Source organism: Acetobacter suratthaniensis (assembly GCF_017377745.1).
Taxonomy (GTDB): domain Bacteria; phylum Pseudomonadota; class Alphaproteobacteria; order Acetobacterales; family Acetobacteraceae; genus Acetobacter; species Acetobacter suratthaniensis.
The window spans coordinates 633,349-656,210 of record NZ_JAFVMG010000001.1; the positions used below are offsets into that span (position 1 = coordinate 633,349).

Here is a 22,862-nt window from a genome sequence, read left to right on the forward strand (position 1 = left end):
ATGATCGGGCGGGTTCGTGTCCTGTCTGGTTCTGTTCGTTCAGCCCTGCGCACCGTTTTGGTGGCAGGGCTGCGCGGCTATCTGGGCTTTGCTCTGCGAACCACTCGCTGGACTATCCGACTGTCTCCCCAGTCACAGGACTGGTTGACCGGGCGTGATGGCCGCGTGGCGGTTGTGGCGTTCTGGCACGAAATGTTGCCGCTTTCGCCCGCCCTCTGGTGGTGGGCCGAGCCACATAACCCGGCTCTCAGGCTTAGGGTATTGATCAGCCGGAATCAGGATGGCCGCCTGATTGCCGATGTGGTTGCGCCTTGGCGAATCTGGTCGATTGCGGGCTCAAGCGATACACGTGGCAAGAATAAGGGGGGAGCCAATGCGCTGCGCCAGATGCGGCGCAGCCTGCGGCATGGCTGTCTTGTTGCCATAACCCCCGATGGCCCTAGGGGGCCAAGGCGTAAAGTCCAGCAAGGCGCTTTGGCGCTCGCGCGTCTGGCAGGTGCCCCTGTGGTGCCGGTCGGCGCAGCCTGCCGTAGCATATCACTCAAAACATGGGATCGCATGGCCCTGCCCCTGCCGTTTGGCCGGGGTGTGCTGGCCTGTGGGGATCCGCTGTTTCTGGAAGACCAGCCGGCAGAATCAGACCATGCTCTTGTGCTTGAGCAGGCATTGAATCAGGCCATGGCGTGTGCGCGGTCTCATAGGGGGACGTCTTTGGGGCGTGAGGACGGGCCGCAGACGCTGGCGCCCTTAAATCTTTCTCCCTCACGGCTTTGGTCAGCCATAGGCGTGGTGCTGACCCCGCTCCTGCCCTTGTTCCTGCGCTGGCGGCTGGCGCGCGGCAAGGAACTGTCGGGGCGTGTGCGTGAGAAAATGGGCTATGCCTCCTGCGCCCGACCTGAGGGTGCGCTGATATGGTTCCATGCCGCTAGCGTGGGCGAAGTTATCTCTGTTTTGCCTCTTGTTCAGAAATGTCTGGCCCTGCGGGCTGACCTGCATGTGCTGCTGACGACCGCTACAGTGACGGCCGCGCGGATGGTGGAACAAAGACTGACGGACGCACGGGTTATTCATCAGTTCATGCCGCTTGACGTGCCGCTTTGGGGGCGTCGTTTCCTGCGCCAGTGGCAGCCTCAGGCTGTAGTTTTTACCGAGAGCGAACTCTGGCCCACCATGATCGGGCTATGCCATGCACGCAATATTGCCGTAGCTCTGGTTAATGGCCGCATGTCTGATCGCAGCTTCAGGCATTGGCGGCGTGTGCCGGGGATTGCCCGAGCCATGCTTGAGCGGTTTGCCTGGATTTGCCCCAGAAGCCCGGAGGATGCCCAACGCCTATCCGAGCTGGGGGCAACGGCGCTGCTACCCGCAGGTGATCTCAAACGGGCGGCTGCTCCCTTGCCGTTCGATGAGGCAGCCTTTGCCAGCCTTCGTGCTTTTCTAGGAGGGCGCCCGATCTGGCTGGTGGCCTCTACCCATATGGGAGAAGAACAGGCACTGATCGACGTCGCCCGTAGTCTGTCACGGGATATACCGGAACTGCTGACCATTATTGTACCGCGGCACCCGGAGCGCGGAGCCGAAGTGGCCGCTTTGGCCGGAGGTGCTCCGCGCCGTCAGCTTGGGCAACTCCCGCAAAAACAGGATTCATTCTGGGTGGCGGATACGCTGGGTGAGTTGGGGCTGTTTTTCCGTCTGGCATCCTGTGTGTTTATGGGGAATAGCCTGCCGGGTTGCAAAGGGGGTGGACATAACCCGTATGAACCAGCCCGGCTCGGCTGTGTGGTGGCCAGTGGCCCGCTGACGGATAATTTTACCGAGGCTTACCAGCGCTTTGGTGATTCTGTGGCGATTGTGCCCGACACACAGGCGCTGGAAGATTGGGTAAGGCGTATTCTGAGCAGTCCAGCCTTGAGTGAACAACTGGGACATGCTGCGCGAGAGATTGCGCTGGCCGATCAGTCTTTGGTGGAGCGTCTGGCAGAGCGGGTGCTGGCGCTGGCATGGTCATGCTAAAGCCTCCGGCTTTTTGGCGGAACTCAGCGGCGCATCTGTTACCGGCTTTACTGTGGCCGGTTGAAAAGCTGGTAATCCGCATCGCCCGGCAACGGCAGACCAGACCGGGTTGGCGTGCAGCTGTGCCCGTCCTGTGCTGCGGCAATGTTACCGTGGGGGGCACGGGCAAGACACCCGTGGTGATGGATCTGGCGCAAAGGCTGATCCGACGCGGCAGAACACCGCATATTCTTGCGCGGGGTTATGGCGGGCATGTGCCAGAGGGCACGCGAGTTGATCTGACACGGCATAAAGCCGCCGATGTAGGGGATGAACCCTTATTGCTGGCGGGAGTATGCCCTGTCTGGGTTGGGGGGGATCGTATTCTCAGTGCGCGACGGGCCATAGAGGCCGGGGCAGACTGCCTGTTGATGGATGATGGATTTCAGAACCCCGGTTTACATAAAATGGTGTCAGTGCTCGTGGTTGATGGAGGAGCCGGGATTGGTAATGGGCATGTTCTGCCAGCCGGGCCATTGCGCGAACCTCTGGCGGACGCTTTGGCCCGCAGCACAGCAGTTTTGGTAACCGGGGAGGATAGCACCGGCCTGCTGCCAACGCTGCGCGAAAGTGGGCTGCCGGTTATTCAGGCTTTCTTCGCGCAGTCAGCCGGTGTTGCGGCATTGCTGGATAGGCCGTGCTTTGCCTTTGCCGGGCTGGGGCGGCCAGAGAAATTTTTTGATACGCTGCGTGCCGCCGGGGTGACATTGGCAGGCCAGCGCGCTTTTCCAGACCACCATCCCTATCGTGCGCGTGATCTTGCCCGGTTGGAAGATGAGGCGCGTGCGTATGGGGCGCTTTTGGTGACAACGCCTAAAGATCATGTGCGTCTGCCTCCCGAATTTCTGTCGCGGGTTTCGTGTGTCGGGGTGGATCTGATCTGGCAGGATGAGGCTATGCCAGAATGGATACTGGATCGACTGCTTGAAGGGGGGCAGCATGGCAGCGTGGTTTCGTAAGGCAGGACAGTGGCTTGAAGCCAGCACCGCACAAGGCCTGCTGGCGTTTCTGGGGGCGATGAAACCGCAGACAGCGTCAACCTTCGCGGGGGAACTGGCGCGTTGCCTCGGGCCTTGGCTGCCTGTTTCGCGCGTGGCGGAACGTAACCTTGAACTGGCTATGCCAGAACTGACCCGAGGTGAGCGACAGGCTATCGTACGTGGGGTGTGGGAAAATCTCGGACGCACGGTAGGAGAACTGCCCCATATTGCGCACTTGCGTGAAAACACGCCCTCAGGCCCGGGTTTTGAGGTGCAGGGTGCGGAGTATCTGCACGAGCAGGCCGAGCGTGGCGGGCCAGTGCTGCTGGTCTCAGGGCATATTGGCAACTGGGAAATGCTGCCACCAGCCGTAGCCCGGCATGGGGTGCCGTTTGCATCATTCTACCGGGCCGCGGCGAATACGCGGGTTGATACGCTCATCCGCACCCTGCGTGACAGGGCTATGGGGGATACGCCCGTGCCGCTTTTCGCCAAGGGGGCGAAAGGTGCCCGTGAAGCTCTGGCCTATGTGGCGCGGGGTGGACGGCTGGGGATGCTGGTGGATCAGAAAATGAACGATGGCCTTGAAGTCACGTTTTTCGGCCAGCCTGCCATGACCGCCCCTGCCCTTGCCGCCATGGCCCTGCGGTATCGCTGCCCGGTTATTCCGGGCTATGTGGTGCGCCTTGGTCCTGCCCGTCTGCGGGTTGTGGTGGAAGCCCCTCTGTCCTTGCCGGATACGGGAGACAGGCAGGAAGATACCCGCCTGCTGACACAAATGATTAATGACCGGCTTGAAAGCTGGATACGTCAAAGACCGCAGAGCTGGCTGTGGCTGCACAGACGGTGGCCTAAATCCTGCTATCGGGACTGACGGACATTCCTTCCGCAAGGGCTTTTATAATACAGGTTTCCCGCTATCGTGCCCCGGCCCGAACCAAGAAAAGCAGGAGATGACATATCATGACAGCCCCCAGCCCCGCCCTAGCCTGCCGACTGGAAGCCGCGAGATCCGTCGTGCGCGATGCCGCACGCATGGCCATGGCCATGCGGCCGCAGCCGGGTGGCCCGCAGGGTGAACTCAAAGCCGCACAGGACTGGCTGACAGAAACAGATGGCGCGGTTGAGGCGTTTATCGCCGGTCGGATGAAAGCGCTTTTCCCCGATGATGGTTTTGAAGGTGAGGAAGGCGGTGTCACCCGGACAGGCAGCCTACGCTGGGTTGTGGATCCGATTGACGGGACTTCCAATTACGCGCGGGGCCGAAGCCGGTGGTGTGTTTCTCTCGGTCTGCTGGATGGTGATGAACCTGTGGCAGGCGTGATCGAAGCCCCTGCGTTGCAGGAGGTTTATACATCGCTGCGTGGACATGGTGCATTTTTGAATGGCAAGCCCATTCAGGCTTCGCGCGTGGCGGAGCCGTCTCGTGCCATGATCGAAATGGGGTGGAGTGGCCGCGTACCCAAACCGGTATTTATGGAAAAGATCGACGCCATTATGGGACTTGGCGCCATGCCTCGTTCGGGAGGCTGTGGCGCTCTGGCGCTGGCCGATGTGGCAAGTGGCCGGCTGGATGGCTATATCGAGATTGTCATCAACCTGTGGGATGTGGCCGGTGCCCTGCCCTTGCTGGCTGAAGCGGGAGCACGGGTTTCACCTTTCCTGCGTGATGGCGGGCTTACAGGGGGCGCGGTTATCATGGCGGCCAACCCCCATATTGCCCAAACCCTGTCGGACGCCGTGGGTATTGCGCTGGAATAGAAGGAAAAACGCGGCAAGGCCTTTCTGCCGCCATAAAACCATGCTCTCTTCTGATGCAATAAAAAATGCCGGTTACCATGGAGAAAAACGGTCATGAAACAGTTTACCCGTTTGTCCGTCGTGTTTGCGCTTGCGGGTGCGACAACACTGGTTGCCGGAACGCAGCAGCAGGCTCGTGCATCGGATACACCACAGGCGACGGTCGATCGTGCGGCCCTGAGTGTTGAGGACATTTTCGGCAATAGCAGCCAGCGTGCCGTGCTGAGTGGTAATCTGAGCAAGGCCCGTGCCGTCATGGTTTGCCCGGCCATGTTCAGGGTTTCCATTGGGTTTGGCGGCGCACATGGCAGCTGTGTTCTGCTGGCACGTGATGCGCGTGGCTCTTGGTCAGACCCGGCGTTTTACAAGCTCAGTGCGGCCTCGATGGGGATTCAGTTCGGCGTTCAAAGCTCGCAGATACTGTTCTTTATCATGACGGACAGAGGGTTGCAGGCATTGCTCGACAGCCAGTTGCAGCTCGGTACAAACGCCGGTGCTTCGTTTGCTAATATGAGCACAGCTGTAGCCAGCGCGAATGCCGGTGCCAGTAATACGGATATTCTCGTTGCCCAGCGTTCGCAGGGGGTTTTTGCTGGCGCATCGCTCGGTGGGAGCAAGCTTACGGTTAATAGCGATGTAAACCGCGAGTATTATGGCCAGACGGTCGGGCCGGAAGAAATTGTGGTGAGCATGCGGGTCAATAATCCGGGTGCAGACCCTCTGCGCCGGATTTTGATGCGCTATTCCACAGCAGCGGCCTCCACGACCACACCAGCAGCGGGCAGCAGCCATAGCGCTGCGGCCAATGATAGCTTTGATGATGCTGTTGAACCCGGTTCAGCCGGTGGTGGTATCCGTCAGGAAAGCCTCGGGCCAACCAGTTCAAGCCGTCGGTAAGCACGCTATTTGATACGGTGGAAGTGCTGACTGTCGGTCAGTGCTTCTTCCTGAACTGCGCAACATTCTGGTTGTGCTCGGACAGGGTCTTGGCAAAATTATGCCCACCTGTGCCATTCGCCACAAAATATAGGGCGTCCGACTGGGCGGGGTGGGCCGCAGCTTCCAGAGCCTGCGTGCCCGGTGCGCAAATGGGGCCGGGTGGCAGGCCAGTGTTCTGATACGTGTTGTAGGGGCTGGGTGTCTGAAGATCGGTGTGCGTTAACGGACGCCCAAGGGGCGGGTTACCATGCGTTACAGCGTAGATCACTGTTGGGTCTGTCTGGAGCTTCATGCCCGCTGCCAACCTGTTGAGGAACACACGTGCGATCAGGGGGCGCTCATCAGCAACCCCGGTTTCCTTTTCTACCAGCGATGCCAGAACCAGTAGTTCTTCAGGCGTGTGAATATCTGTCTCGTCAGGAGCGCGTCCCTGCCAGATGTTTTGCAGGACAGTGCGCAGGCGTAGTGCCATCTGCTCGACAAGAGCTTGGCGCGAGCTATCGCGCAGATAGCTATATGTCTGAGGCAGAACGCTGCCTTCTGGCAAAGTGGGGGTCTCGCCTGTCAGGAACGGTGCGTTGGTAATCAGGCTCCTGATCTGGCTGGCGGTCAGCCCTTCGGGAATGGTCAGGCGGTGCAGGACGGGCTTGGCATGCCGCAAAATCCACAATGTCTCCTGTAGGGAAACGCCAGTGGGAAAATGCAGTTCCGCCGCGTGCAACTGCCCGTTATGGCGTGTCAGAACAACCGCGACATGGAACAGGACACCATGCCACCAATCGTTCTGAAGAACTCCATTGTTTTGTAAGACAGAGGCGGTGGAGCCATAACCACCATGGGGTACGACAATATCCTGCCCTGTGGGTAAAGGACCGGGGCGGGTGTAGTCATGCCAGCCCACCCCTATAACACCCCCGGCGCAGAGGAATGTCGTAGCTCCAAACAGAAGCGCCCCGCGCAAAAGGAATATCTTCCTTTTACGCGGGGCGGATGTCTTTGGTTTTTTCGTGCGCTTAAACGCCACGCACGATCAGGCTGGCATTGGTACCGCCAAAACCGAAGCTATTGGACAGAGCGACATTAATCGGACGCTGCTGAGCCGTGTGTGCCACCCGGTCAATCACGCTCTCGCGTGACGGATCGTCGAGGTTCAGTGTCGGCGGAGCTACATTGTCGCGGATAGCCAGAATGGAGAAAATAGCCTCCACCGCACCAGCAGCCCCCAGCAGATGGCCGGTTGCCGACTTGGTTGAAGACATGGCCAGCTTGCGAGCATCATCACCAAACAGGCGCTCTACGGCTTCCAGTTCCATATCATCGGCCATGGTGGATGTGCCATGCGCGTTGACGTACTGGATATCAGCCGTAGTCAGGCCTGCGCTCTGCAGAGCGGCACGCATGGCGCGGTAAGCACCATAATGGCCTTCAGCCGGAGCGGTAATATGGTAAGCGTCGCCGGACATGCCGTAGCCGATGATTTCGCCATAAATTTTGGCGCCACGGGCTTTGGCGTGCTCGTATTCTTCCAGAACGACCACCCCGGAACCTTCACCCATGACAAAACCATCACGGTCTTTGTCCCACGGGCGTGAGGCGGCCTGAGGTGTTTCGTTAAACCCGGTCGATAGGGCACGCGCCGAGCAGAAGCCTGCAATCCCCAGTGGGCATACGGTTGCTTCCGCACCCCCTGCGACCATGACATCGGCATCACCGAACATGATCAGGCGTGCGGCATCGCCAATGGCATGAACGCCTGTGGCGCAGGCCGTAACCACTGAGTGGTTGGGCCCCTGAAAACCGTATTTGATCGAAACATGGCCGGACACCAAGTTGATCAGGGCAGACGGGATAAAGAACGGCGAAAGACGCCGCGCCCTGCCCTCATGCACGGTAATGGACGCATCATAGATAGTCTGCAGACCGCCAATACCCGAACCGATCATGACACCGGTGCGGCATTTGTCTTCCTCTGACTGGGGTTTCCAGCCTGAATCTTCTACAGCCTCGGTCGCAGCAACCAAGCCCATATGGATAAAGCGATCCATCTTGCGCTGGTCTTTGACAGGCACCCATTCCTCGAGGGTGAGTTTGCCCTCGCTGGTTGGGCCTTTAGGCACCTCGCCTGCAATCTGCGCTGGCAGATCACTGGGGTCGAATTGCGTGATCCGTCCGATCCCGCTTTCTCCCGCCGTAAGGCGCGACCATACATTTTCGACACCGAGGCCGAGCGGCCCGACGATGCCCATGCCGGTGACGACAACGCGTCTCCGCTCCGAATTCACTCCGGCCGACAGCAACAAACCAGCCCGCTCCCTGTTCGACACGTCCATGACCCCCTGACAATCAGGGGGCCATATTCCAACTTGACTGCAGATAAGGCCGAATCAGGCCACTTTCTGCTTTTCGATGTAATCGATGGCGTCTTTGACAGTGGTGATCTTTTCAGCGGCGTCTTCGGGGATTTCGACATTGAAGGCTTCTTCAAACGCCATCACCAGCTCGACGGTATCGAGGCTGTCCGCACCCAGATCATCGATGAACGATGCTTCAGGAGTGACCTTGCTTTCCTCGACGCCGAGATGCTCGACCACGATTTTCTTAACCTTATCAGCGATTTCGCTCATCTGTCTTTCTATCCCATATGCCTGACCGCAGAGCGGCAAGGTTGTTCAGGTGCTTGGTTAGCCCTCAATCTTCCGTGCATGGCGGAAAGGGCCAATGATCTCGGCCATCTTTCTGCCTTAGCAGCGGGAGTTGCGGGCGCTTAGCACGTTTTTCCATGTTACGCCAAGGCAAACCGGATGGATTGCTTTCTCTCCTGCCTGACGTAGCGCTATTTGCGCTGTCTGTCTGCCACATCTGAAAGATTTTTGCACGCCCTCTCGCATCTGGGGCGTGCATTGTCTTCAGACTGTGTCAGATCATGGCCATCCCGCCGTTGACATGCAAGGTACTGCCCGTGATCCATGAGGCTTCATCCGAGGCCAGATAGAGCACAGCCGAGGCCACATCAGACGGCAGTCCCAGACGCCCGAGCGGAATGGAGCCCAGAAGTTTTTCGCGCTGCGCATCCGGCAGGGCGTCCGTCATGGGGGTGACGATAAAGCCGGGCGCCACCACGTTGACCGTTATGCCGCGCGACCCGACTTCCTGCGCCAGTGACTTGCTCATGCCGATCATGCCTGCTTTGGCTGCTGCATAGTTGGCCTGCCCGGCATTGCCTGTCGCGGCAATGATGGAGGCAATGTTGACAATGCGGCCCGCACGGCGGCGCAGCATGCCCTTGAGCGTGGCGCGGCACAGGCGGAAGGGGGCTGCCAGATCAACGTCCAGAACCTGATTCCAGTCCTCATCCTTCATGCGTAGAGCCAGCGTATCGCGCGTCAGGCCCGCATTGTTGACCAGAATATCCAGCGGTGCGCCTGCGACTTCCTCGGCCCGTGCAACCAGTGCATCGGCAGCGCCTGCATCGCTCAGGTTGGCGGCGGCGACAAACGCCCTGCCCTTACCCAGCTTGTCAGCCTGCTGCTGAATGACGGACTCCCGCGTGCCGGACAGAACCACACGCGCGCCCTGAGCGTGCAGGATGCCCGCAATGGCGCTGCCGATCCCGCCTGATGCACCGGTGACCAGCGCCGTTTTGCCATCCAGTCTGAACATGTTTTTCAATCCGTTTTTTTACAATGATTTGAGAAAGGATTCGATATCATCGGGCGTGCCAACAGATGTTGTCGTGACATCTGGGGCAATCCGACGAATCAGGCCGGAGAGCACCTTGCCCGCGCCGATTTCAACAAAGCTGTCCACGCCCATTGCCACCATGGCGCGAACGCTTTCTTCCCACCGCACGCGACCGGTAACCTGCTGGACGAGGTTTTTACGAATCGTATCCGCGTCGGTTTCGCGCAGGGCGGTGACGTTGGCGATAACCGGCACGATAGGGGCCGCAATGGTTGCCTGCTCCAGAGCTTCGGCCATGATGATCTCGGCCGGCTTCATTAGCGAGGAATGGAAGGGCGCTGAAACGGGCAGCTTGACCGCGCGTTTGATCTTCAGCTCCTTGGCCAGTGCAATAGCTGCATCAATGCCAGCCATACGGCCAGATAGCACGATCTGTCCGCCGCCGTTATCGTTGGCGATTTCCACCAATGCGGTCTGGCTGGCCTGTGTGGCGATGTCTTCCGCCTGTTCCAGCGTGGCCCCGATCAGGGCGGCCATGCCGCCTTCTCCGGCGGGGACAGCTTTCTGCATAGCCTGTCCGCGCAGGCGCAGCAGTTTGGCTGTCTGGGCAACCCCCAAAGACCGGGCGGCGGCAAGGGCTGCGTATTCGCCCAGAGAATGTCCGGCCAGCAGCGTTGCGGTTGAAGCCAGATCAAGCCCGCCTTCAGTTTCCAGAACGCGCAGCACGGCCATGGAAACGGCCATCAGCGCGGGCTGTGTGTTTTCCGTGCTGGTGAGGTTGTCTGCCGGGCCTTCAAAAATAATTTTCGACAGGTTTTCGCCCAGAGCATCATCCACCTCTTCAAAAACGGTACGGGCGGAGGAAAAGGCCTGAGCCAGATCCTGCCCCATGCCAACGGACTGGCTACCCTGTCCGGGGAAAACAAATGCGTAAACGGCCATGCTGTCTCACTGTGTTCTTTGAGCGGATGAAGCGCCGAAGGCTTGCCCGTCAAGGAACGGTCAGCGGCTCCGGCGCTTTGAGGTGACGCACGATACGGCCTGTGCCCGTGTGGCACAATATGCGTGCATCTGGCGCCATAGGTCAGGTGGGGGAGCGGAGCAGAACCCGATTCAGGCTTTCAAGGATGGTAAAGCTCTCGTGCCAGACCTGTCGGAATTTCTCCTCTCCTACCCCCCGTGTCTCGAGGGCACGGGCCAGATCGCCCACCGTGCGCTCTCCATCAATCAGCGGCAGGATACCGCGTATCTGAGGCGGCAGCGCAATGGGCACCAGCAACGTGCCGAAGGCAAAGGGGAGCGTATTGTCGGGCCGCATCTGTTTGGCCAGTTCCACACCGGGGATTTCGCGCATGATGGGAATACTGTCGTAATCAAGCGGATCCGGGCGTATGGGGGCGGCTCCCCTGCGCACAACATAGGCAACATGGGTTGCCATATTGCCGGTCAATTCTTCGGCAATGGCGGCCTGCTCCAGTGGAGGCAGTTCAGCCAGTTTAGCGCGGAGTTTCGGATCGGGCAGGAATAGGGCCGGATTATACCGGGCAGGCTCCATAAGGCATGTCGGTTCCAGCCCCGCCCGGTTGAGCAGCGCCACAAACGCGGTGATGGTGTAAGAGCGATCGCGCGGGTTAAGGAGCAGATCGTACAACCCGGCATCCCCACCAGAAAGATGATCGCCAAAGTTTCCATTCTGGCGCAACCATGCGGTGGCAGGCAAAGTCCGCATGATGCGGCGGGCCATGTCCAGCCGGGCTTCCGGGGCATCGGTTATGGGAGCGAGACTGCCCAGGGCATCCTGCACCATGTAAACGCCCGTGCGGCCATAGGGTGCATAGACCATCAGCCCCATACCACCGCCCGGCGCCAGCATGGCCTCAAGGGCGGCCAGAGACGCATCGGGGTCGGGCAGATGATGGAGAACGCCACAGCAGTCGATATAATCGAACAAACCGAGGTCAAGCGCCTCCAGATCGAGCAACGACCCTTCAATAAAACGGATGTTGGTTAGCTGGCGTACGTCTGCCCGCGCCTGAGCGATGGCCAGTGCGGCTTTCGAGCGGTCGAGGCAGATCACCTCTGCGGGGCGCTGTGCGCGGGACAGGTGGGTGGCCAGCATGATAGCGCCATCACCTGTGCCACAACCGGCCACCAGAGCGCGCAGGGGCTTACTGGCGGGGCGTCTGGCCCCGAATACCCAGTAGTCGATTTCGCGCAGATGACTGGGACTGCCGATCAGCAGCCGTTTGTGTTCATCTTTTGCCGAGCGCTCAGGGTAGGGATAGGATTCGTACTGGGCTGTCAGGCTGAAATCCAGAAGGTCATCAGGCGCGGTCATGGTATAGCCCCCTCTCAGCGCGGGAGCAGTCTGCCGCGCTGCCAGGCTTCGGCGGCTTCATCCGCACTCATGCCTTCAACATGCATGGCGTAATCCATGGCACTGATGATTTTGACGCTCAGCAGCAGCTCATCGAGTTCGTCCACCAGATCCTGCTCCAGCTCATCGCGCAGGCCGGGGCGTAGTAGTAGCCGGGCGGTCTGTTCGCGGCCCAGAGCCTTGCTGGGGTCTGTGAGGATGCGAAAGCCACCCTGATGGAACAGGAAGCACGGCTGGCACAGGGGCATGAGTGCGAGTTCGCCCCGTGTCAGTATTGCGTTCAGGGCTGCAATAGCCTCGGCATCCGGGCTGGGGGCCAGCGTGAAACCGGCGGCGGTCAGGCCGTAAACCTCCATAACCTTTTCCATATGCGCGAGTAGCGATGTGGGGGTGATGATCGTGCGTGAGAGTTCCGGCCCGGCCTGCGCAATATCAGCCAAGGACGTATAGGCAGCGTTTTCGCCGGGAATGCAGCAGCAGACTTCAGGGTGAAAGAGCGTACCCAGCGGCGTAATGCCCGGTGTCAGCAGGGCAGCATCTTCATCAGGCAGCCATGCGGACACATACAGGTCGATTTCCTGATTTTTCAGCATTGTGGCCAGCACGGATTTCGGCCCGGTTACGATTTCGGGTTCGACATCGTTTGCTTCGAGTACACGGATGATGGCCGCCGCGGTCGCCTCATGCACGGTGGATTCGGGATAGGCGAGCGTCAAGGTGGTCATCACAGGTTCCTTTGTATCTGTTTTGAACCTGATCCCTGTCGATGGAGCAGGCTGCGCTGCTGTTGCAGCAGGAGAAGCCGCTACAGGCAATCCCCGAATTGAAAATACCTGCATTCCTTGCTGGAGCGCATGGGGTGGGCAAAAACAAAAAACGCCCTTCCCCCGGTCAGGGAAAGGGCGGCGCAAAGCAGTCGCGCGTCCGGGGGAGAGACGATCAGGCGGCTACGATGCCTTTTTCGCGGGGCAGAACGGGGCGGATCATGTTCAGGGCGTCCGCAAAGGAGGCGAAGCTGCCCAGCGTGTTATCCCGAACCGCATCCATGACAATCCAGCGATTGCCGCGTGAGTAAAGCTTGTAGGCGGGGTCTGCCGTTTCACGCACCCAGATCACGACATAGGCGGAAGACGTGCCAGCCTGTTTTTCTTCAGTGGTGAAAATATCGGCATTGCAGATGCCCATTGGCATGCTGGCATCAAGCCAGCGGGACAGATAATCCGTGTGCCGGGAGAGGATTTCCATCTGGAATGGAATGATCTGACAGGTGCGTGGCGCTTCAGAGCTGTGTGGCATGGCTTTTCATTCCCCCAGAAGATCAGGTCAATCTCTCGATGATTCTGAGCTTAGAGGTGGGTTTTGCGCCATGCCACTTCAAAGAACGCGCCAACGCCTTTCTGATAGGCAGGTTGGTAGGGCCGTGACGCAAAAACCACAAAGGGGGCTGTGAAATGCTAAATTTTTGGTTTCATTTTAAGCAAATGAACATTTTTTGTGCACAAAAATCAGAACTTAGTCGAAACCATTAGTGAGCCGTAGTTAAACAGCCCACTTTTTGCGCCATCAAACTGCTGAGTCTGCCATGTCTGGCTGAACGAAATGCGCAGGCCACGGAACAGAACGGCCGCGCCAGCATGGATCTCGCCTACATCCCAGTTTTTATCTACGTGCAGGGAGTTCGAGCGCATCGTGTTGCCCTGAAGAGAGGCATCGTAGGCAACGGCCTGCCCCGACACGCCGCCGAACAGATACCATGATACGGGGCGGCGGGATTTATAGGCATCGCCGCCATCCGTTACGGAGGACTGGATGGTGGGGGTGCCGAAATCGCTATCAAGCCCCTGCCCTATGCGGAAAATATCTCCCAGTCGGCCATAGATCTGGTAATCGCCGATCGCAGCCGATGCCGAGGGTAGAGTATCGAGTTCAATACCCCCCACCTGCAGCAGCGGCAGGCGCCATGTGCGCCCCCCCTGAACCTGAAAGATGATCTGGTTCTGCAACTGGTGCGACCAGCCCTGATTCGGGGTGTCGCCAATAAGGCCATGAAAACCGTTCTGCAACTGGCGCCCCTGAGCCGCAGGCCCCATGACACCGAACTGAACGCCAAAAACGCTGCGGCTGCGGTCGGTATCGTTAATCAGGTTGATCGTACCCAGCAGCAGGCTGCTGTAAGGGCGGTCGCGCAGGAGGCTGTTATGGGGCTGCCCGGCGGCCCACGGGCTGCTGATCTGTGTATCGCGTGGGGTGAAGATCATCTGCTGCACGCCGATACTGATTCGCTGAACCCCTTCCCCCCAGATTGCCTTGTTAATAGCGGCAATAGGCGCGGGCAGCGTGTCGGTGCCGGATGTCCAGTTAAAGCGCAGGCCACTAGTATAGTACTGGTCTGACGTGCCCTTGAGCGTGCTGATGGCATCGTTTTCGCCCTGAAGCGTCCATGTGCCGCGTTTATCCTGTGCGGGTGCGGCGCTGGCGGATGAAGCCATGCCGGGCAGAAAAGACGTGGCAGCCGTGCCGCACACCAGAGAGAGGCAGGCCGCAGCCATGTGCGTCACGCGGGGCGAGGTCTTGATTCTGGCAGGCATGCGGCGTTTCTCCTGATCTTTTCTGGTATTGAGGACAGCCTTGGATGTCAGTTTCTTTAGGGGAGTGCGATACGCGAAGGAAGCCTTTTCCTGACGGATGCTGTGGGCATCTGCCGTTTCAGGAACGATTGGCTGGGAAAAGACGCACGGCGCCCTGCATCACAAAAATGTGAGCATTGGAAAAGTTGAGTGAAGCCGGAGGCGATTTTATGCTTTCCTGTAGCGGCCCGCTGATGGCTGTGCTACGGACGCAGAGGGCATGTTGCAGCTTTCAGGAGCGGCTGGCGGGGTTTTTGGCGTATGTTGGCCGAACCTGTCAACCCGTTCCGGTAACCTGCTCGTTTTTCAATTTCGCGAGAACTCTGTTTCTCCGCACGCCAGGATCTAGACCCTTGAAAAGTAACAGGACCGACCGCAGCCCCCGTTCTCCTCGCCGCGGCGGATTTGACGACGATTACATGTCCATGCCGTCTTTCGGTGAGCGCCCGTCCTTTGGTGGTGATCGCGGTGGGTTTGCCCCGCGCCGTACCGGTGGTGGTGCTGGCGGGCCGCAGGTTGTCGCTTCCGGACCGGAAGTTGGCGCTACCGTAAAGTGGTTCAACAGCGAAAAGGGTTTCGGTTTCGTTGAACTGGCTGACGGCTCTGGTGACGTGTTCCTGCACGCTAACGCGCTTTCACAGGCTGGCGTTCAGGGTGTCAACCCCGGCGCGACGCTGGTTGTCCGCGTTGGTCAGGGCCCCAAGGGCCGCCAGGTTGCGGAAGTCATCTCCGTTGATGAAAGCACTGCCCAGCCGGAACGCCCCCGTGCGGCTCGCCCTGGCTTTGGTGCGCGCCCCGCAGCCCGTCCGGCTCCTGACCTGTCTTCGGCTGAAGAAACGCGTGGCACTGTCAAGTGGTACAACGCGGTCAAGGGCTTTGGCTTCATCACCCCCGAAGGCGGTGGCAAGGACATCTTCATTCACGCTTCCGCTCTGGAGCGTTCGGGCCTGAGCGCTCTGAACGAAGGTCAGGGCGTGAACGTGAAGGTTGTTCAGGGTCAGAAAGGCCCGGAAGCTGCTGAAGTTTCCGGCGACTGATTTAGCCCTTCGCGGTTATCAGGAAAAAGCCCCGACTTAGGTCGGGGCTTTTTTTTATGCCTGTACGGCAGGGTCATGACTCGGTGGAATGTTCTGGTGCATGGGCATGCGTATGGGCTTTTTCTACGGGAATAATATGCAGGCTGGCGTGGGATACGCCTCTCTGGGTGCTGACGGTATCGGACAGTTTTTGCAGAGCGGGTGCTGGGCCGCGCAAAATCGCTGTTTCCAGACAGCGTTCATGGTCAAGATGCACATGCATGGTTGCGACTGAAAGGTCGTGGTGGGTGTGCAGTTCATGGGTCAACCGCTGTGCCAGAGCGCGTGTTTCATGATCATAAACATAATCCAGCACAGCCACGCACTCTCCCGACTGCGACAGGATGTCTTCGCGTGAGGCCGCATCGCGAATCAGATCGCGAATAGCCTCCGAGCGGCTTGTGTAGCCTCGCCGGTTCATAACCCCATCCACTGTGGCGAGCAGGTCTTCATCAATCGTAATGGTAATCCGTTCCATGGGGAGTGGCCTTTTCGAGCAAGGTTGCTGTTACAGGGAGTATGAACTATTTATAAATAAGTATGATTCGCGTTGAATATGGCGTGCGGGTGCATTGTTTGTGCTCCGCTATGGGGGCTGGTCTTTTCATGGGGTGTGTACGTCCTGTTCTGGCCGTGGGCCTTGTCCAGATTCTTATGGCATCATCCGTTCTGGCAGCCCAAGGGCATTCTCCCTCACAAACCGGGCAAAAACAGACCGAAGCAGACCGTGTGGATGAGACCGTAACCGTTACCGCCTCACGTCTTGATCTGCTCGGCAGAGCTATTTCCGCTGGTCAGGGAACGATTACCCAGAATGAACTCAGGCTCCGCCCTGCCTACCGGGTGGGGGAACTGCTGGAATCCGTGCCCGGTCTTGTCGTGACCGTTCATTCGGGAGAAGGCAAAGCCAATCAGTTTCTTATGCGTGGTTTCAATCTTGATCATGGTACTGATCTGGCCACGTTTGTTGATGACATGCCGGTGAACGAAGTGACGCACGCGCATGGGCAAGGCTATACGGATCTAAATTTTCTCATTCCTGAAATGATGGGGGCCATCGACTATACCAAGGGCCCATTTAACGCAGCGACCGGGGATTTTGGAGTGGCGGGGTCTGATCGCATCCGGCTGGTGCGCGATCTGCCCACCATGATCAGTGGCAGCGGCGATACCTTGGGGAATGAACGACTGGTGGCGGGTGGCACCGCCCATTTTCAGAATGGGGACAGGTTGCTGGGAGCTTTTGAAACGGATCATGCCGATGGTCCGTGGCGTTACCCTGACAATTTTCGAGCAATCAAATCCATGGCCCGTTATCTGCATGGAACGGCTACGAACGGCTTTGATCTCACGGGTATGTATTATCGTGGGCAATGGCGGGCGACCAATGATCAGCCGCTAGAAGCCATTCAAACCGGATTGATTGATCGTTTTGGCTCACTTAACCCGACCGATGGCGGATTTTCGGAGCGCTATAGCCTGTCGGGTCATTACCGGCATGGGAATGAGCGCCAAAAATGGCAGGCTAGCTTTTATGCCACGCATGATCGCCTGACATTATGGAACGATTTTACACATTATCTGGTGGATCAGGTCAATGGAGACCAGTTTCAGCAGGACGAAACGCGTACCAAGGTTGGTGGCACGCTCAGTTATACCCGGCAGGATACGCTGTTCGATCATATTCCAAGCCAGACTATTGTTGGGTTTGATGGTCGTTACGACACGATTTTTATCGACCGGCGTCACACCCGACAGCGTGTTGTTCTGGCTACCTGCCGGGATAGCCCCTATGGCGGCGGGCAATATGCCTGCAACGCGGATTCCGTACAGCAGGGGCGTGTTGCCGGGTATGTGCAGAACACCACCCATTGGCTCCCCTGGATGCGAACGGTCGTGGGGCTACGCGAGGAGTATTATCAGGGATCGGATGTCAGTCTGATCACCGGAGCTTCGGGGCATGTTGGTCAGGTACTGTTTCAGCCAAAAGGAAGCCTGATTTTTGGGCCGTGGAACAGGACTGAGCTTTATCTGAGTGCGGGGCGAGGCTTCCATTCCAACGACCTGCGTGGTGTGGTTGGTACATTCTCTGGGGATCGCTTTACCGCGGGATCGGTAGAAACCCCGGTCATGACCAAGGCGTTTTCAGAGGAAATCGGGATACGCTCTACCCCGTTACGCCACCTTAATACGCAGCTTTCTTTCTGGCGGATCGACTTTGATTCGGAGCTGATTTACGACCCGGATGAAGGGGTAAACGAGGCCGGGCCACCAAGTCGCCGTCAAGGCGTAGAGTTTTCCGCCCAGTATAATCCCCTGCCATGGCTGGAACTGAATACCGATCTTGCCTATTCGCATGCGCGTTACCGCACGAATAATCCGGGTTATTACGGGATTGATGGGCTTTATGTCGCAAACGCGCCGAACATCATCTGGTCGTTCGGGGTGTTGGTTGATAATCAGGGGCCGTGGTTCGGGGGTGTGCAGCTACGCTGGCTGGGCAGCTATCCTCTGTTGGAAGACAATAGCCTGCGCTCCAGCGGGTATCAGGAAGTCAATCTTGATGTCGGCTATCGCTTTAGCAAACATCTGACGCTGGCGGTCTCATTGTTCAATCTGACCAATTCGCATGATAACGCGATTGAATACGGCTATGAATACCGTGTCACACCAACCGCCAAGCCCGTGACGGGGGCAACCGTTCACCCGCTTGAGCCGGTTTCCGCCCGCTTTGCCCTGACCCTGACTCTGTAAGCAGAGCAACCCGTTTCAGGGGTTAGTAATCGCCCTTGCCTTTGTTGCGGATCAGCCGGGCCTTATCGCGCTGCCAGTCGCGGTCGGCTATGGCGTGCCGTTTATCGACGCTTTTCTTGCCCACCCCCAAACCCAGTGTGACCTTGGCGACACCGCGCGCATTGAAATGGATGTCGAGCGGCACAAGGGTCGCGCCCTGTTTGGCTATGGCCCCCATGTATTTGCGCACTTCCTTACGGTGCATCAGGAGCTTGCGCGGGGCGCGGGTATCAAAGCGTGAGAGCACCCCGCCCTGATATTCAGGAATATAGCTGTTGAACAGCCATAGCTCTCCATCACGCTCGCCCGCAAACGCTTCGCCGATGGTGGCGCGGCCAAGGCGCAGGCTTTTGACTTCCGGGCCTTTGAGGACAAGCCCGGCCTCTACGGTTTCCTGAATGGCATAGTTGAACCGGGCCTTGCGGTTCTGGGCAACCATACCATGCGAGATCATCGCACTTTTGGCGGATTTTCCGGCTTTTTGCGACATGATCAGTTAAGCAGGCCCGTGGCGACAAGGGCTGCACGTACCTTCTCGCGCGAGGGTTCTGTCAGCGGGGCTAGCGGCAGGCGGCAGGTTTCGCCCGCAAGACCCAGCAGGCTGGCGGCGTATTTTGCCGGAGCCGGATTGCTCTCGCAGAACAGGGCGTCATGCAGGGGCAGCAGCCGATCCTGAATGGCAATGGCGTCCTGAATGCGGCCTTCTTTCCATGCTGTCTGCACATTGGCGCAGAGTGCCGGGGCAATATTGGCGGTTACGCTGATGCAGCCATCCCCACCAGATGCCAGAAACGCAACGGCTGTGCCATCTTCGCCGGAAAGCTGGTTGAAAGGCCGATCCAGCGCCTGACGGAGCTGCAGGGGGCGCAGCAGGTTGGCGGTCGCATCCTTAACGCCGATAATATTTTCGTGCCGGGCAAGGCGCGCCATGGTTTCCACGCTGATATCCACCACCGAGCGACCGGGGATATTGTACAGGATAACCGGAATGGAAATGGCGTCCGCAATGCTCATGAAGTGGCGATAAAGCCCTTCCTGCGTCGGCTTGTTGTAATAGGGAGCGACAACCAGCACGGCGGCGGCGCCAGCCTTCTGGGCATGGAGGGCGAGATCGGTGGCCTCTGTCGTGCTGTTGGAACCAGCCCCGGCAATAACTGGCACGCGCCCGGCCGCGACCTTGATGGCGCGTTCGACTACGGCGTGGTGTTCGGTATGGCTCAGGGTCGGGCTTTCTCCGGTTGTGCCGACTGCACACAGGGCGGACGTGCCTTCGCGGATCTGCCAGTCCGCCAGATTTTCGAACGAAGGAAAGTCAAGGCTGCCGTCCCGGTTCATAGGCGTAATGAGAGCCGTAATGGAGCCGGAAAAGAACGTGTCAGACATGGGCTGTAATCGATCCTGAAATGGCATCCTCCGGTGAGGAACGCGGCATGCCCTGTCCTTCGGCTGATGGGGAGTGACGGAAGGGCGATTGTTCATAAACACCCAGAATTGTGGCGCTTTTGGCAAAAAATTCAAGCTCGGCCAGAGCTTTGCCCAGATGGTCGTCTTCCGGGTGGCCTTCCACGTCCAGAAGAAAGCGGGTGGCGGCGAATGTTTCGCCCGTCATGTAGCTTTCCAGACGTGTCATGTTTACGCCGTTTGTGGCGAAACCGCCCAGCACCTTATACAGCGCGCCGGGTGTGTTGCGGACGCTGAAAATCAGCGTTGTCATCACATGGGGCGTATGCACGGGCGGGCGATTGGGCTGGCGCGAGGCAATGTAGAAACGGGTGGTGTTGTGCGCTGCATCTTCAACATTGCGTTTGAGGATTTCAAGCCCGTGAAGCTCGGCAGCCAGTGAAGAGGCTACGGCGGCCTCTTCGGGTTTTTTCCAGAGTGCGACCAGTTCGGCAGCCCCTGCGGTGTCGAATTCAATCACCGGTGTCAGGTTATACTCGCGCAGGAGAACGCGGATCTGATCCATGGCTACGGGGTGGGTATGAACCCGGCGCACCTGCTCCATGCGCGTTCCCGGCACGACGAGCAGGCAATGCTCGACCCGCTGGAAATGTTCGCCCACGATATGCAGGCCCGATGCAGGCAGCAGTGAGTGGATGTCTGGCACGCGACCAGCCAGACTGTTCTCGCAGGCCAGCATGGCCTGTTCCGCCCGGCCTTCATGCACGGCGGTTATAGCCTCGGCAAAGCTGCGGCACGGCAGGGTGCGCCATCCGGGGCGTGCGTTGCGGCACGCCAGATCAGAATAGGCTCCAGGTGTTCCCTGAAAGGCTATGACCTGCTGTGTCATGTCTTCCGTGCTCCGATCATGCGGCGCGCCCGCTCGAGGTCTGCTGGCGTGTCCACCCCGAAAGGGGCGGTATCCATGCGGGTGCAGCCAATCCGCATGCCCGCTTCCAAAGCTCTTAACTGTTCGAGATTCTCGCGCATTTCAAGCCCGGAGGGCGGCAGGCTGACAAAACGGGCCAATGCAGGACGCCGCCAGGCGTAAACCCCGACATGATGCCACCGTGGTCCATCGCCCCAGGGAATGGGCTGGCGCGAAAAATATAATGCAGGCGCACAGGCCTGTTCAGGCGCGAAGGAACAGGCAACCTTGACGACGGATGCCGCGTCCCGCTCCTCATCCGAGACGATGGGCGCGACCAGCGTGCCCAGATCGAAAGTGGGTTCGTCCATGACATCAAGCACGCTGCGCAGAGCCTCGGGCGGAAATGTGGGCAGATCGCCCTGTAGGTTCAGAATAATATCGTGCTGCCCCTGCGGGTCGGCAAGGCAGGCAGCCTGCCACGCCCTGTCCGAGCCGGACGGCAGGGCCGGGTCAGTCAGAATGGCCCTGCCTCCTGCCTGTGTCACCGCATCGCAGATTTCCTGCTCGGCTGCAGCGACGACAACCGGCCCGATCCGGGCGGCCAGTGCGGCTTCGAGCACATGCACAATCATGGGGCGCCCGGCAATGTCAGCCAGAGGCTTGCCCGGTAGGCGGGTGGAGGCCAGTCTTGCAGGAATGATGGTCAGCGGTGGGGGCGGCATCGGCTTGCTCCAGAACGTGGCGCGGCTTATAGCCGAAGACAAGGCGGCCAGCACTCTAGAAAAGCTGTATGGCAAACGCAACGGGTGAACAGAGGGGCGTTTACAAACATGGACGGCAGGGTGCTGAACAGGGTCGCGGTGGCAGTGGTGTTGAGTGTGGGCGTGATGGCGGGTGCGTATGGCGTAGCCCGTAGCCTGGTGCCTGATACGACCCCTGCCCGTCTGGCGATGATACTGCCCGGACATGACGCGGTGGACATAGAGCCTTATCTGGCGCGTGCGGATGTGGGCCATGGTGGGCGTATGGTGGAGCAGGTTTGTGGAGGCTGCCATGCGCTCAGGGCGGGAGCTGGTGATAGCGCGGGGCCGAACCTGTTTGGCGTGGTTGGCAGACCTGTCGCCTCGGTGCCGGGTTATGAGTATTCTGAGGCGCTGCACCAGAGTGCTGCGGGCCGGAACTGGACGGAGCAGACGCTGTCCGACTGGCTGAGCGGGCCAGACCGTTTTGCCCCCGGCACACGCATGTCTTTGGCCGGGCTGGCTGACCCCGCCCTGCGGGCTGATATTATTGCGTATTTGCGAACCCTTCGCCAGGCGCCAGACTGAAGGCGGCACATTTCTCCTTACCTTTCAGGAAATCTTAAGCATGACCAGCAGGGAAATCGATCTTTACATCGAAGTGGCCAATGCTCTGGCGGATACGGTTCGCTGCGTGGTGCGGCCGTGGTTCCGCAGGGGAATAACGGTGGAAAGCAAGGGGGATGAAAGCCCGGTAACCGTGGCGGACAGAAGTGCCGAGCGGGTCATGCGCACCCTGCTGGCCGAGCGCCTGCCCCATCATGGTGTGTTTGGTGAGGAGTTTGGGCAGGATAATCCCGAGGCTTCGTACCAGTGGTTGCTGGACCCGGTGGATGGCACTCGGGCCTTTGTAACCGGTCGCCCCAGCTTTGGTACGTTGATTGCGCTGTTTCATGAAGGCAGGCCGCTGTTAGGCCTGCTGGATCAGCCGATCCTTGAAGAACGCTGGCTGGGTGTAAGCGGCCGTGAGACGGTTTTTTCCTCTTCTCTAGGGGGGCGTATCGGCACGCGTGATGTCAGCCTTGGGGAGGCGGAAATGTCCTGCACCTCGCCCGAGATGCTGGAGGTTGCGCCGCATGACGGCTGGAAAACCCTGAAATCCCGCGCTCGCCGCATGACGTGGGGGGGCGACTGCTATGCCTATGGGCTGCTCGCCCTTGGTCAGCTCGACCTGATTGCCGAATGCGATATGAAACCGTGGGACTGGGGTGCGCTGGTGCCGATCGTGCAGGGGGCTGGTGGCGTTATGACCCGCTGGGATGGCTCTGCTCTAGGGCTGGAGGGCGATGGTACGGTGCTGGCCGCTGCCACCCCTGCCCTGCATGCCGCCGCGTGCGAAGCGCTGCGTTCGGGCGTTTAGGAGCCTCGTAACCCGGCTGGAGGCGGTCATGTTCAGGCGGATATTTCACCATTCCGACATGGCCCC

The 22,862-nt window shown here is 59.2% G+C and carries 23 protein-coding genes; 9 read left to right on the top strand and 14 right to left on the bottom strand.

The genetic code is table 11. The annotated features are described in order from the left end of the window. From J2D75_RS02985 to J2D75_RS03005, 5 genes are all read left to right on the top strand, one after another. A complete protein-coding gene (locus J2D75_RS02985) occupies positions 1-2,013 on the top strand; it encodes a glycosyltransferase N-terminal domain-containing protein (RefSeq protein ID WP_207852522.1) in 2,013 nt (670 codons plus the stop codon). Next, on the top strand, positions 2,001-3,011 hold the full coding sequence (gene lpxK, locus J2D75_RS02990) for a tetraacyldisaccharide 4'-kinase (RefSeq protein ID WP_207852524.1): 1,011 nt from the start codon (positions 2,001-2,003) through the stop codon (positions 3,009-3,011). Before J2D75_RS02985 ends, lpxK begins: the two co-directional genes overlap by 13 nt. Beyond that, on the top strand, positions 2,992-3,906 hold the full coding sequence (locus J2D75_RS02995; protein WP_207852526.1) for an LpxL/LpxP family acyltransferase: 915 nt from the start codon (positions 2,992-2,994) through the stop codon (positions 3,904-3,906). Before lpxK ends, J2D75_RS02995 begins: the two co-directional genes overlap by 20 nt. Positions 3,907-3,995: 89 nt before the next feature. Next, positions 3,996-4,793 carry an inositol monophosphatase family protein gene (locus tag J2D75_RS03000; protein WP_207852527.1) on the top strand — a complete coding sequence of 266 codons (798 nt, stop codon included), beginning with the start codon at positions 3,996-3,998 and terminating at the stop codon, positions 4,791-4,793. 93 nt (positions 4,794-4,886) lie between these two features. After that, positions 4,887-5,729 (top strand): lipid-binding SYLF domain-containing protein, encoded by an 843-nt coding sequence (locus J2D75_RS03005; protein WP_207852529.1) that lies wholly within the window; start codon positions 4,887-4,889, stop codon positions 5,727-5,729. Positions 5,730-5,766: 37 nt separating this feature from the next. Here the strand turns inward: J2D75_RS03005 and mltG are convergent, their stop codons facing one another. The 9 genes from mltG to J2D75_RS03050 all read right to left on the bottom strand — a co-directional run bounded on the left by mltG (position 5,767) and on the right by J2D75_RS03050 (position 14,417). Next, complete coding sequence (mltG, locus tag J2D75_RS03010) at positions 5,767-6,795, bottom strand: endolytic transglycosylase MltG (RefSeq protein WP_408736723.1); 1,029 nt, start codon at positions 6,793-6,795, stop codon at positions 5,767-5,769. After that, positions 6,785-8,095, bottom strand: a complete 1,311-nt coding sequence (gene fabF / locus J2D75_RS03015) for a beta-ketoacyl-ACP synthase II (protein ID WP_207852531.1) — start codon at positions 8,093-8,095, stop codon at positions 6,785-6,787. Before fabF ends, mltG begins: the two co-directional genes overlap by 11 nt. A 60-nt stretch (positions 8,096-8,155) precedes the next feature. Beyond that, on the bottom strand, positions 8,156-8,395 hold the full coding sequence (locus J2D75_RS03020) for an acyl carrier protein (protein ID WP_025859646.1): 240 nt from the start codon (positions 8,393-8,395) through the stop codon (positions 8,156-8,158). 292 nt (positions 8,396-8,687) lie between these two features. Continuing rightward, entirely contained in the window at positions 8,688-9,431 is a 744-nt protein-coding gene (gene fabG / locus J2D75_RS03025) for a 3-oxoacyl-[acyl-carrier-protein] reductase (RefSeq protein WP_207852533.1), read from the bottom strand. Positions 9,432-9,449: 18 nt separating this feature from the next. After that, positions 9,450-10,394 carry an ACP S-malonyltransferase gene (fabD, locus tag J2D75_RS03030; protein ID WP_207852535.1) on the bottom strand — a complete coding sequence of 315 codons (945 nt, stop codon included), beginning with the start codon at positions 10,392-10,394 and terminating at the stop codon, positions 9,450-9,452. Positions 10,395-10,536: 142 nt separating this feature from the next. Beyond that, positions 10,537-11,790 (bottom strand): class I SAM-dependent methyltransferase, encoded by a 1,254-nt coding sequence (locus J2D75_RS03035; RefSeq protein WP_207852537.1) that lies wholly within the window; start codon positions 11,788-11,790, stop codon positions 10,537-10,539. Between the two features lie 14 nt (positions 11,791-11,804). Next, entirely contained in the window at positions 11,805-12,554 is a 750-nt protein-coding gene (locus tag J2D75_RS03040) for a glycine betaine ABC transporter substrate-binding protein (RefSeq protein ID WP_207852539.1), read from the bottom strand. Between the two features lie 214 nt (positions 12,555-12,768). Then, positions 12,769-13,125: a hypothetical protein gene (locus tag J2D75_RS03045; protein WP_207852540.1), complete on the bottom strand. Its 357-nt coding sequence runs from the start codon at positions 13,123-13,125 to the stop codon at positions 12,769-12,771. 209 nt (positions 13,126-13,334) lie between these two features. Continuing rightward, positions 13,335-14,417 (bottom strand): lipid A deacylase LpxR family protein, encoded by a 1,083-nt coding sequence (locus tag J2D75_RS03050; protein ID WP_207852542.1) that lies wholly within the window; start codon positions 14,415-14,417, stop codon positions 13,335-13,337. 392 nt (positions 14,418-14,809) lie between these two features. Here J2D75_RS03050 and J2D75_RS14525 point away from each other — a divergent pair, with 392 nt between their 5' ends. Further along, positions 14,810-15,493 carry a cold-shock protein gene (locus J2D75_RS14525; RefSeq protein WP_207852544.1) on the top strand — a complete coding sequence of 228 codons (684 nt, stop codon included), beginning with the start codon at positions 14,810-14,812 and terminating at the stop codon, positions 15,491-15,493. Positions 15,494-15,566: 73 nt separating this feature from the next. On the opposite strand, the gene nikR is transcribed toward J2D75_RS14525, so the two are convergent. Next, positions 15,567-16,010, bottom strand: coding sequence for a nickel-responsive transcriptional regulator NikR (gene nikR, locus J2D75_RS03060; protein ID WP_207852546.1), 444 nt, complete (start codon positions 16,008-16,010; stop codon positions 15,567-15,569). Between the two features lie 128 nt (positions 16,011-16,138). Between nikR and J2D75_RS03065 the strand changes: the two genes are divergently transcribed. Next, positions 16,139-18,286, top strand: coding sequence for a TonB-dependent receptor (locus J2D75_RS03065; protein WP_243428401.1), 2,148 nt, complete (start codon positions 16,139-16,141; stop codon positions 18,284-18,286). Positions 18,287-18,308: 22 nt separating this feature from the next. Here the strand turns inward: J2D75_RS03065 and smpB are convergent, their stop codons facing one another. Genes smpB through J2D75_RS03085 form a run of 4 tightly spaced genes read right to left on the bottom strand, consistent with a single transcriptional unit; the run spans position 18,309 to position 21,358 of the window. Then, positions 18,309-18,815: an SsrA-binding protein SmpB gene (gene smpB / locus J2D75_RS03070; RefSeq protein WP_207852548.1), complete on the bottom strand. Its 507-nt coding sequence runs from the start codon at positions 18,813-18,815 to the stop codon at positions 18,309-18,311. A gap of 2 nt (positions 18,816-18,817) precedes the next feature. Further along, positions 18,818-19,708, bottom strand: a complete 891-nt coding sequence (gene dapA / locus J2D75_RS03075; RefSeq protein ID WP_207852550.1) for a 4-hydroxy-tetrahydrodipicolinate synthase — start codon at positions 19,706-19,708, stop codon at positions 18,818-18,820. Next, positions 19,701-20,615, bottom strand: a complete 915-nt coding sequence (locus J2D75_RS03080) for a prephenate dehydratase (RefSeq protein WP_207852552.1) — start codon at positions 20,613-20,615, stop codon at positions 19,701-19,703. The genes dapA and J2D75_RS03080 overlap by 8 nt, the downstream gene beginning before the upstream one ends. Continuing rightward, positions 20,612-21,358, bottom strand: coding sequence for a 3-deoxy-manno-octulosonate cytidylyltransferase (locus tag J2D75_RS03085; RefSeq protein WP_207852554.1), 747 nt, complete (start codon positions 21,356-21,358; stop codon positions 20,612-20,614). The genes J2D75_RS03080 and J2D75_RS03085 overlap by 4 nt, the downstream gene beginning before the upstream one ends. A 108-nt stretch (positions 21,359-21,466) precedes the next feature. On the opposite strand from J2D75_RS03085, the gene J2D75_RS03090 reads away from it, so the two are divergent. Together J2D75_RS03090 and J2D75_RS03095 are read left to right on the top strand one after the other, a co-directional pair. Then, the gene (locus J2D75_RS03090; protein ID WP_207852557.1) at positions 21,467-21,964 is read left to right on the top strand and encodes a c-type cytochrome; all 498 of its coding nucleotides are present in this window, start codon (positions 21,467-21,469) and stop codon (positions 21,962-21,964) included. Positions 21,965-22,004: 40 nt separating this feature from the next. Beyond that, a complete protein-coding gene (locus J2D75_RS03095) occupies positions 22,005-22,796 on the top strand; it encodes an inositol monophosphatase family protein (RefSeq protein WP_207852559.1) in 792 nt (263 codons plus the stop codon). The last annotated feature ends 66 nt before the right edge of the window (positions 22,797-22,862 follow it).

Coding starts and splice junctions, on each gene's coding strand:
- J2D75_RS02985 (WP_207852522.1), top strand. CDS start 1: ATGATCGGGCGGGTTCGTGTCCTGTCTGGTTCTGTTCGTTCAGCCCTG.
- lpxK (WP_207852524.1), top strand. CDS start 2,001: ATGGTCATGCTAAAGCCTCCGGCTTTTTGGCGGAACTCAGCGGCGCAT.
- J2D75_RS02995 (WP_207852526.1), top strand. CDS start 2,992: ATGGCAGCGTGGTTTCGTAAGGCAGGACAGTGGCTTGAAGCCAGCACC.
- J2D75_RS03000 (WP_207852527.1), top strand. CDS start 3,996: ATGACAGCCCCCAGCCCCGCCCTAGCCTGCCGACTGGAAGCCGCGAGA.
- J2D75_RS03005 (WP_207852529.1), top strand. CDS start 4,887: ATGAAACAGTTTACCCGTTTGTCCGTCGTGTTTGCGCTTGCGGGTGCG.
- J2D75_RS03020 (WP_025859646.1), bottom strand. CDS start 8,395: ATGAGCGAAATCGCTGATAAGGTTAAGAAAATCGTGGTCGAGCATCTC.
- fabG (WP_207852533.1), bottom strand. CDS start 9,431: ATGTTCAGACTGGATGGCAAAACGGCGCTGGTCACCGGTGCATCAGGC.
- fabD (WP_207852535.1), bottom strand. CDS start 10,394: ATGGCCGTTTACGCATTTGTTTTCCCCGGACAGGGTAGCCAGTCCGTT.
- J2D75_RS03035 (WP_207852537.1), bottom strand. CDS start 11,790: ATGACCGCGCCTGATGACCTTCTGGATTTCAGCCTGACAGCCCAGTAC.
- J2D75_RS03040 (WP_207852539.1), bottom strand. CDS start 12,554: ATGACCACCTTGACGCTCGCCTATCCCGAATCCACCGTGCATGAGGCG.
- J2D75_RS03045 (WP_207852540.1), bottom strand. CDS start 13,125: ATGCCACACAGCTCTGAAGCGCCACGCACCTGTCAGATCATTCCATTC.
- J2D75_RS03050 (WP_207852542.1), bottom strand. CDS start 14,417: ATGCCTGCCAGAATCAAGACCTCGCCCCGCGTGACGCACATGGCTGCG.
- nikR (WP_207852546.1), bottom strand. CDS start 16,010: ATGGAACGGATTACCATTACGATTGATGAAGACCTGCTCGCCACAGTG.
- J2D75_RS03065 (WP_243428401.1), top strand. CDS start 16,139: ATGGGGTGTGTACGTCCTGTTCTGGCCGTGGGCCTTGTCCAGATTCTT.
- smpB (WP_207852548.1), bottom strand. CDS start 18,815: ATGTCGCAAAAAGCCGGAAAATCCGCCAAAAGTGCGATGATCTCGCAT.
- dapA (WP_207852550.1), bottom strand. CDS start 19,708: ATGTCTGACACGTTCTTTTCCGGCTCCATTACGGCTCTCATTACGCCT.
- J2D75_RS03080 (WP_207852552.1), bottom strand. CDS start 20,615: ATGACACAGCAGGTCATAGCCTTTCAGGGAACACCTGGAGCCTATTCT.
- J2D75_RS03085 (WP_207852554.1), bottom strand. CDS start 21,358: ATGCCGCCCCCACCGCTGACCATCATTCCTGCAAGACTGGCCTCCACC.
- J2D75_RS03090 (WP_207852557.1), top strand. CDS start 21,467: ATGGACGGCAGGGTGCTGAACAGGGTCGCGGTGGCAGTGGTGTTGAGT.
- J2D75_RS03095 (WP_207852559.1), top strand. CDS start 22,005: ATGACCAGCAGGGAAATCGATCTTTACATCGAAGTGGCCAATGCTCTG.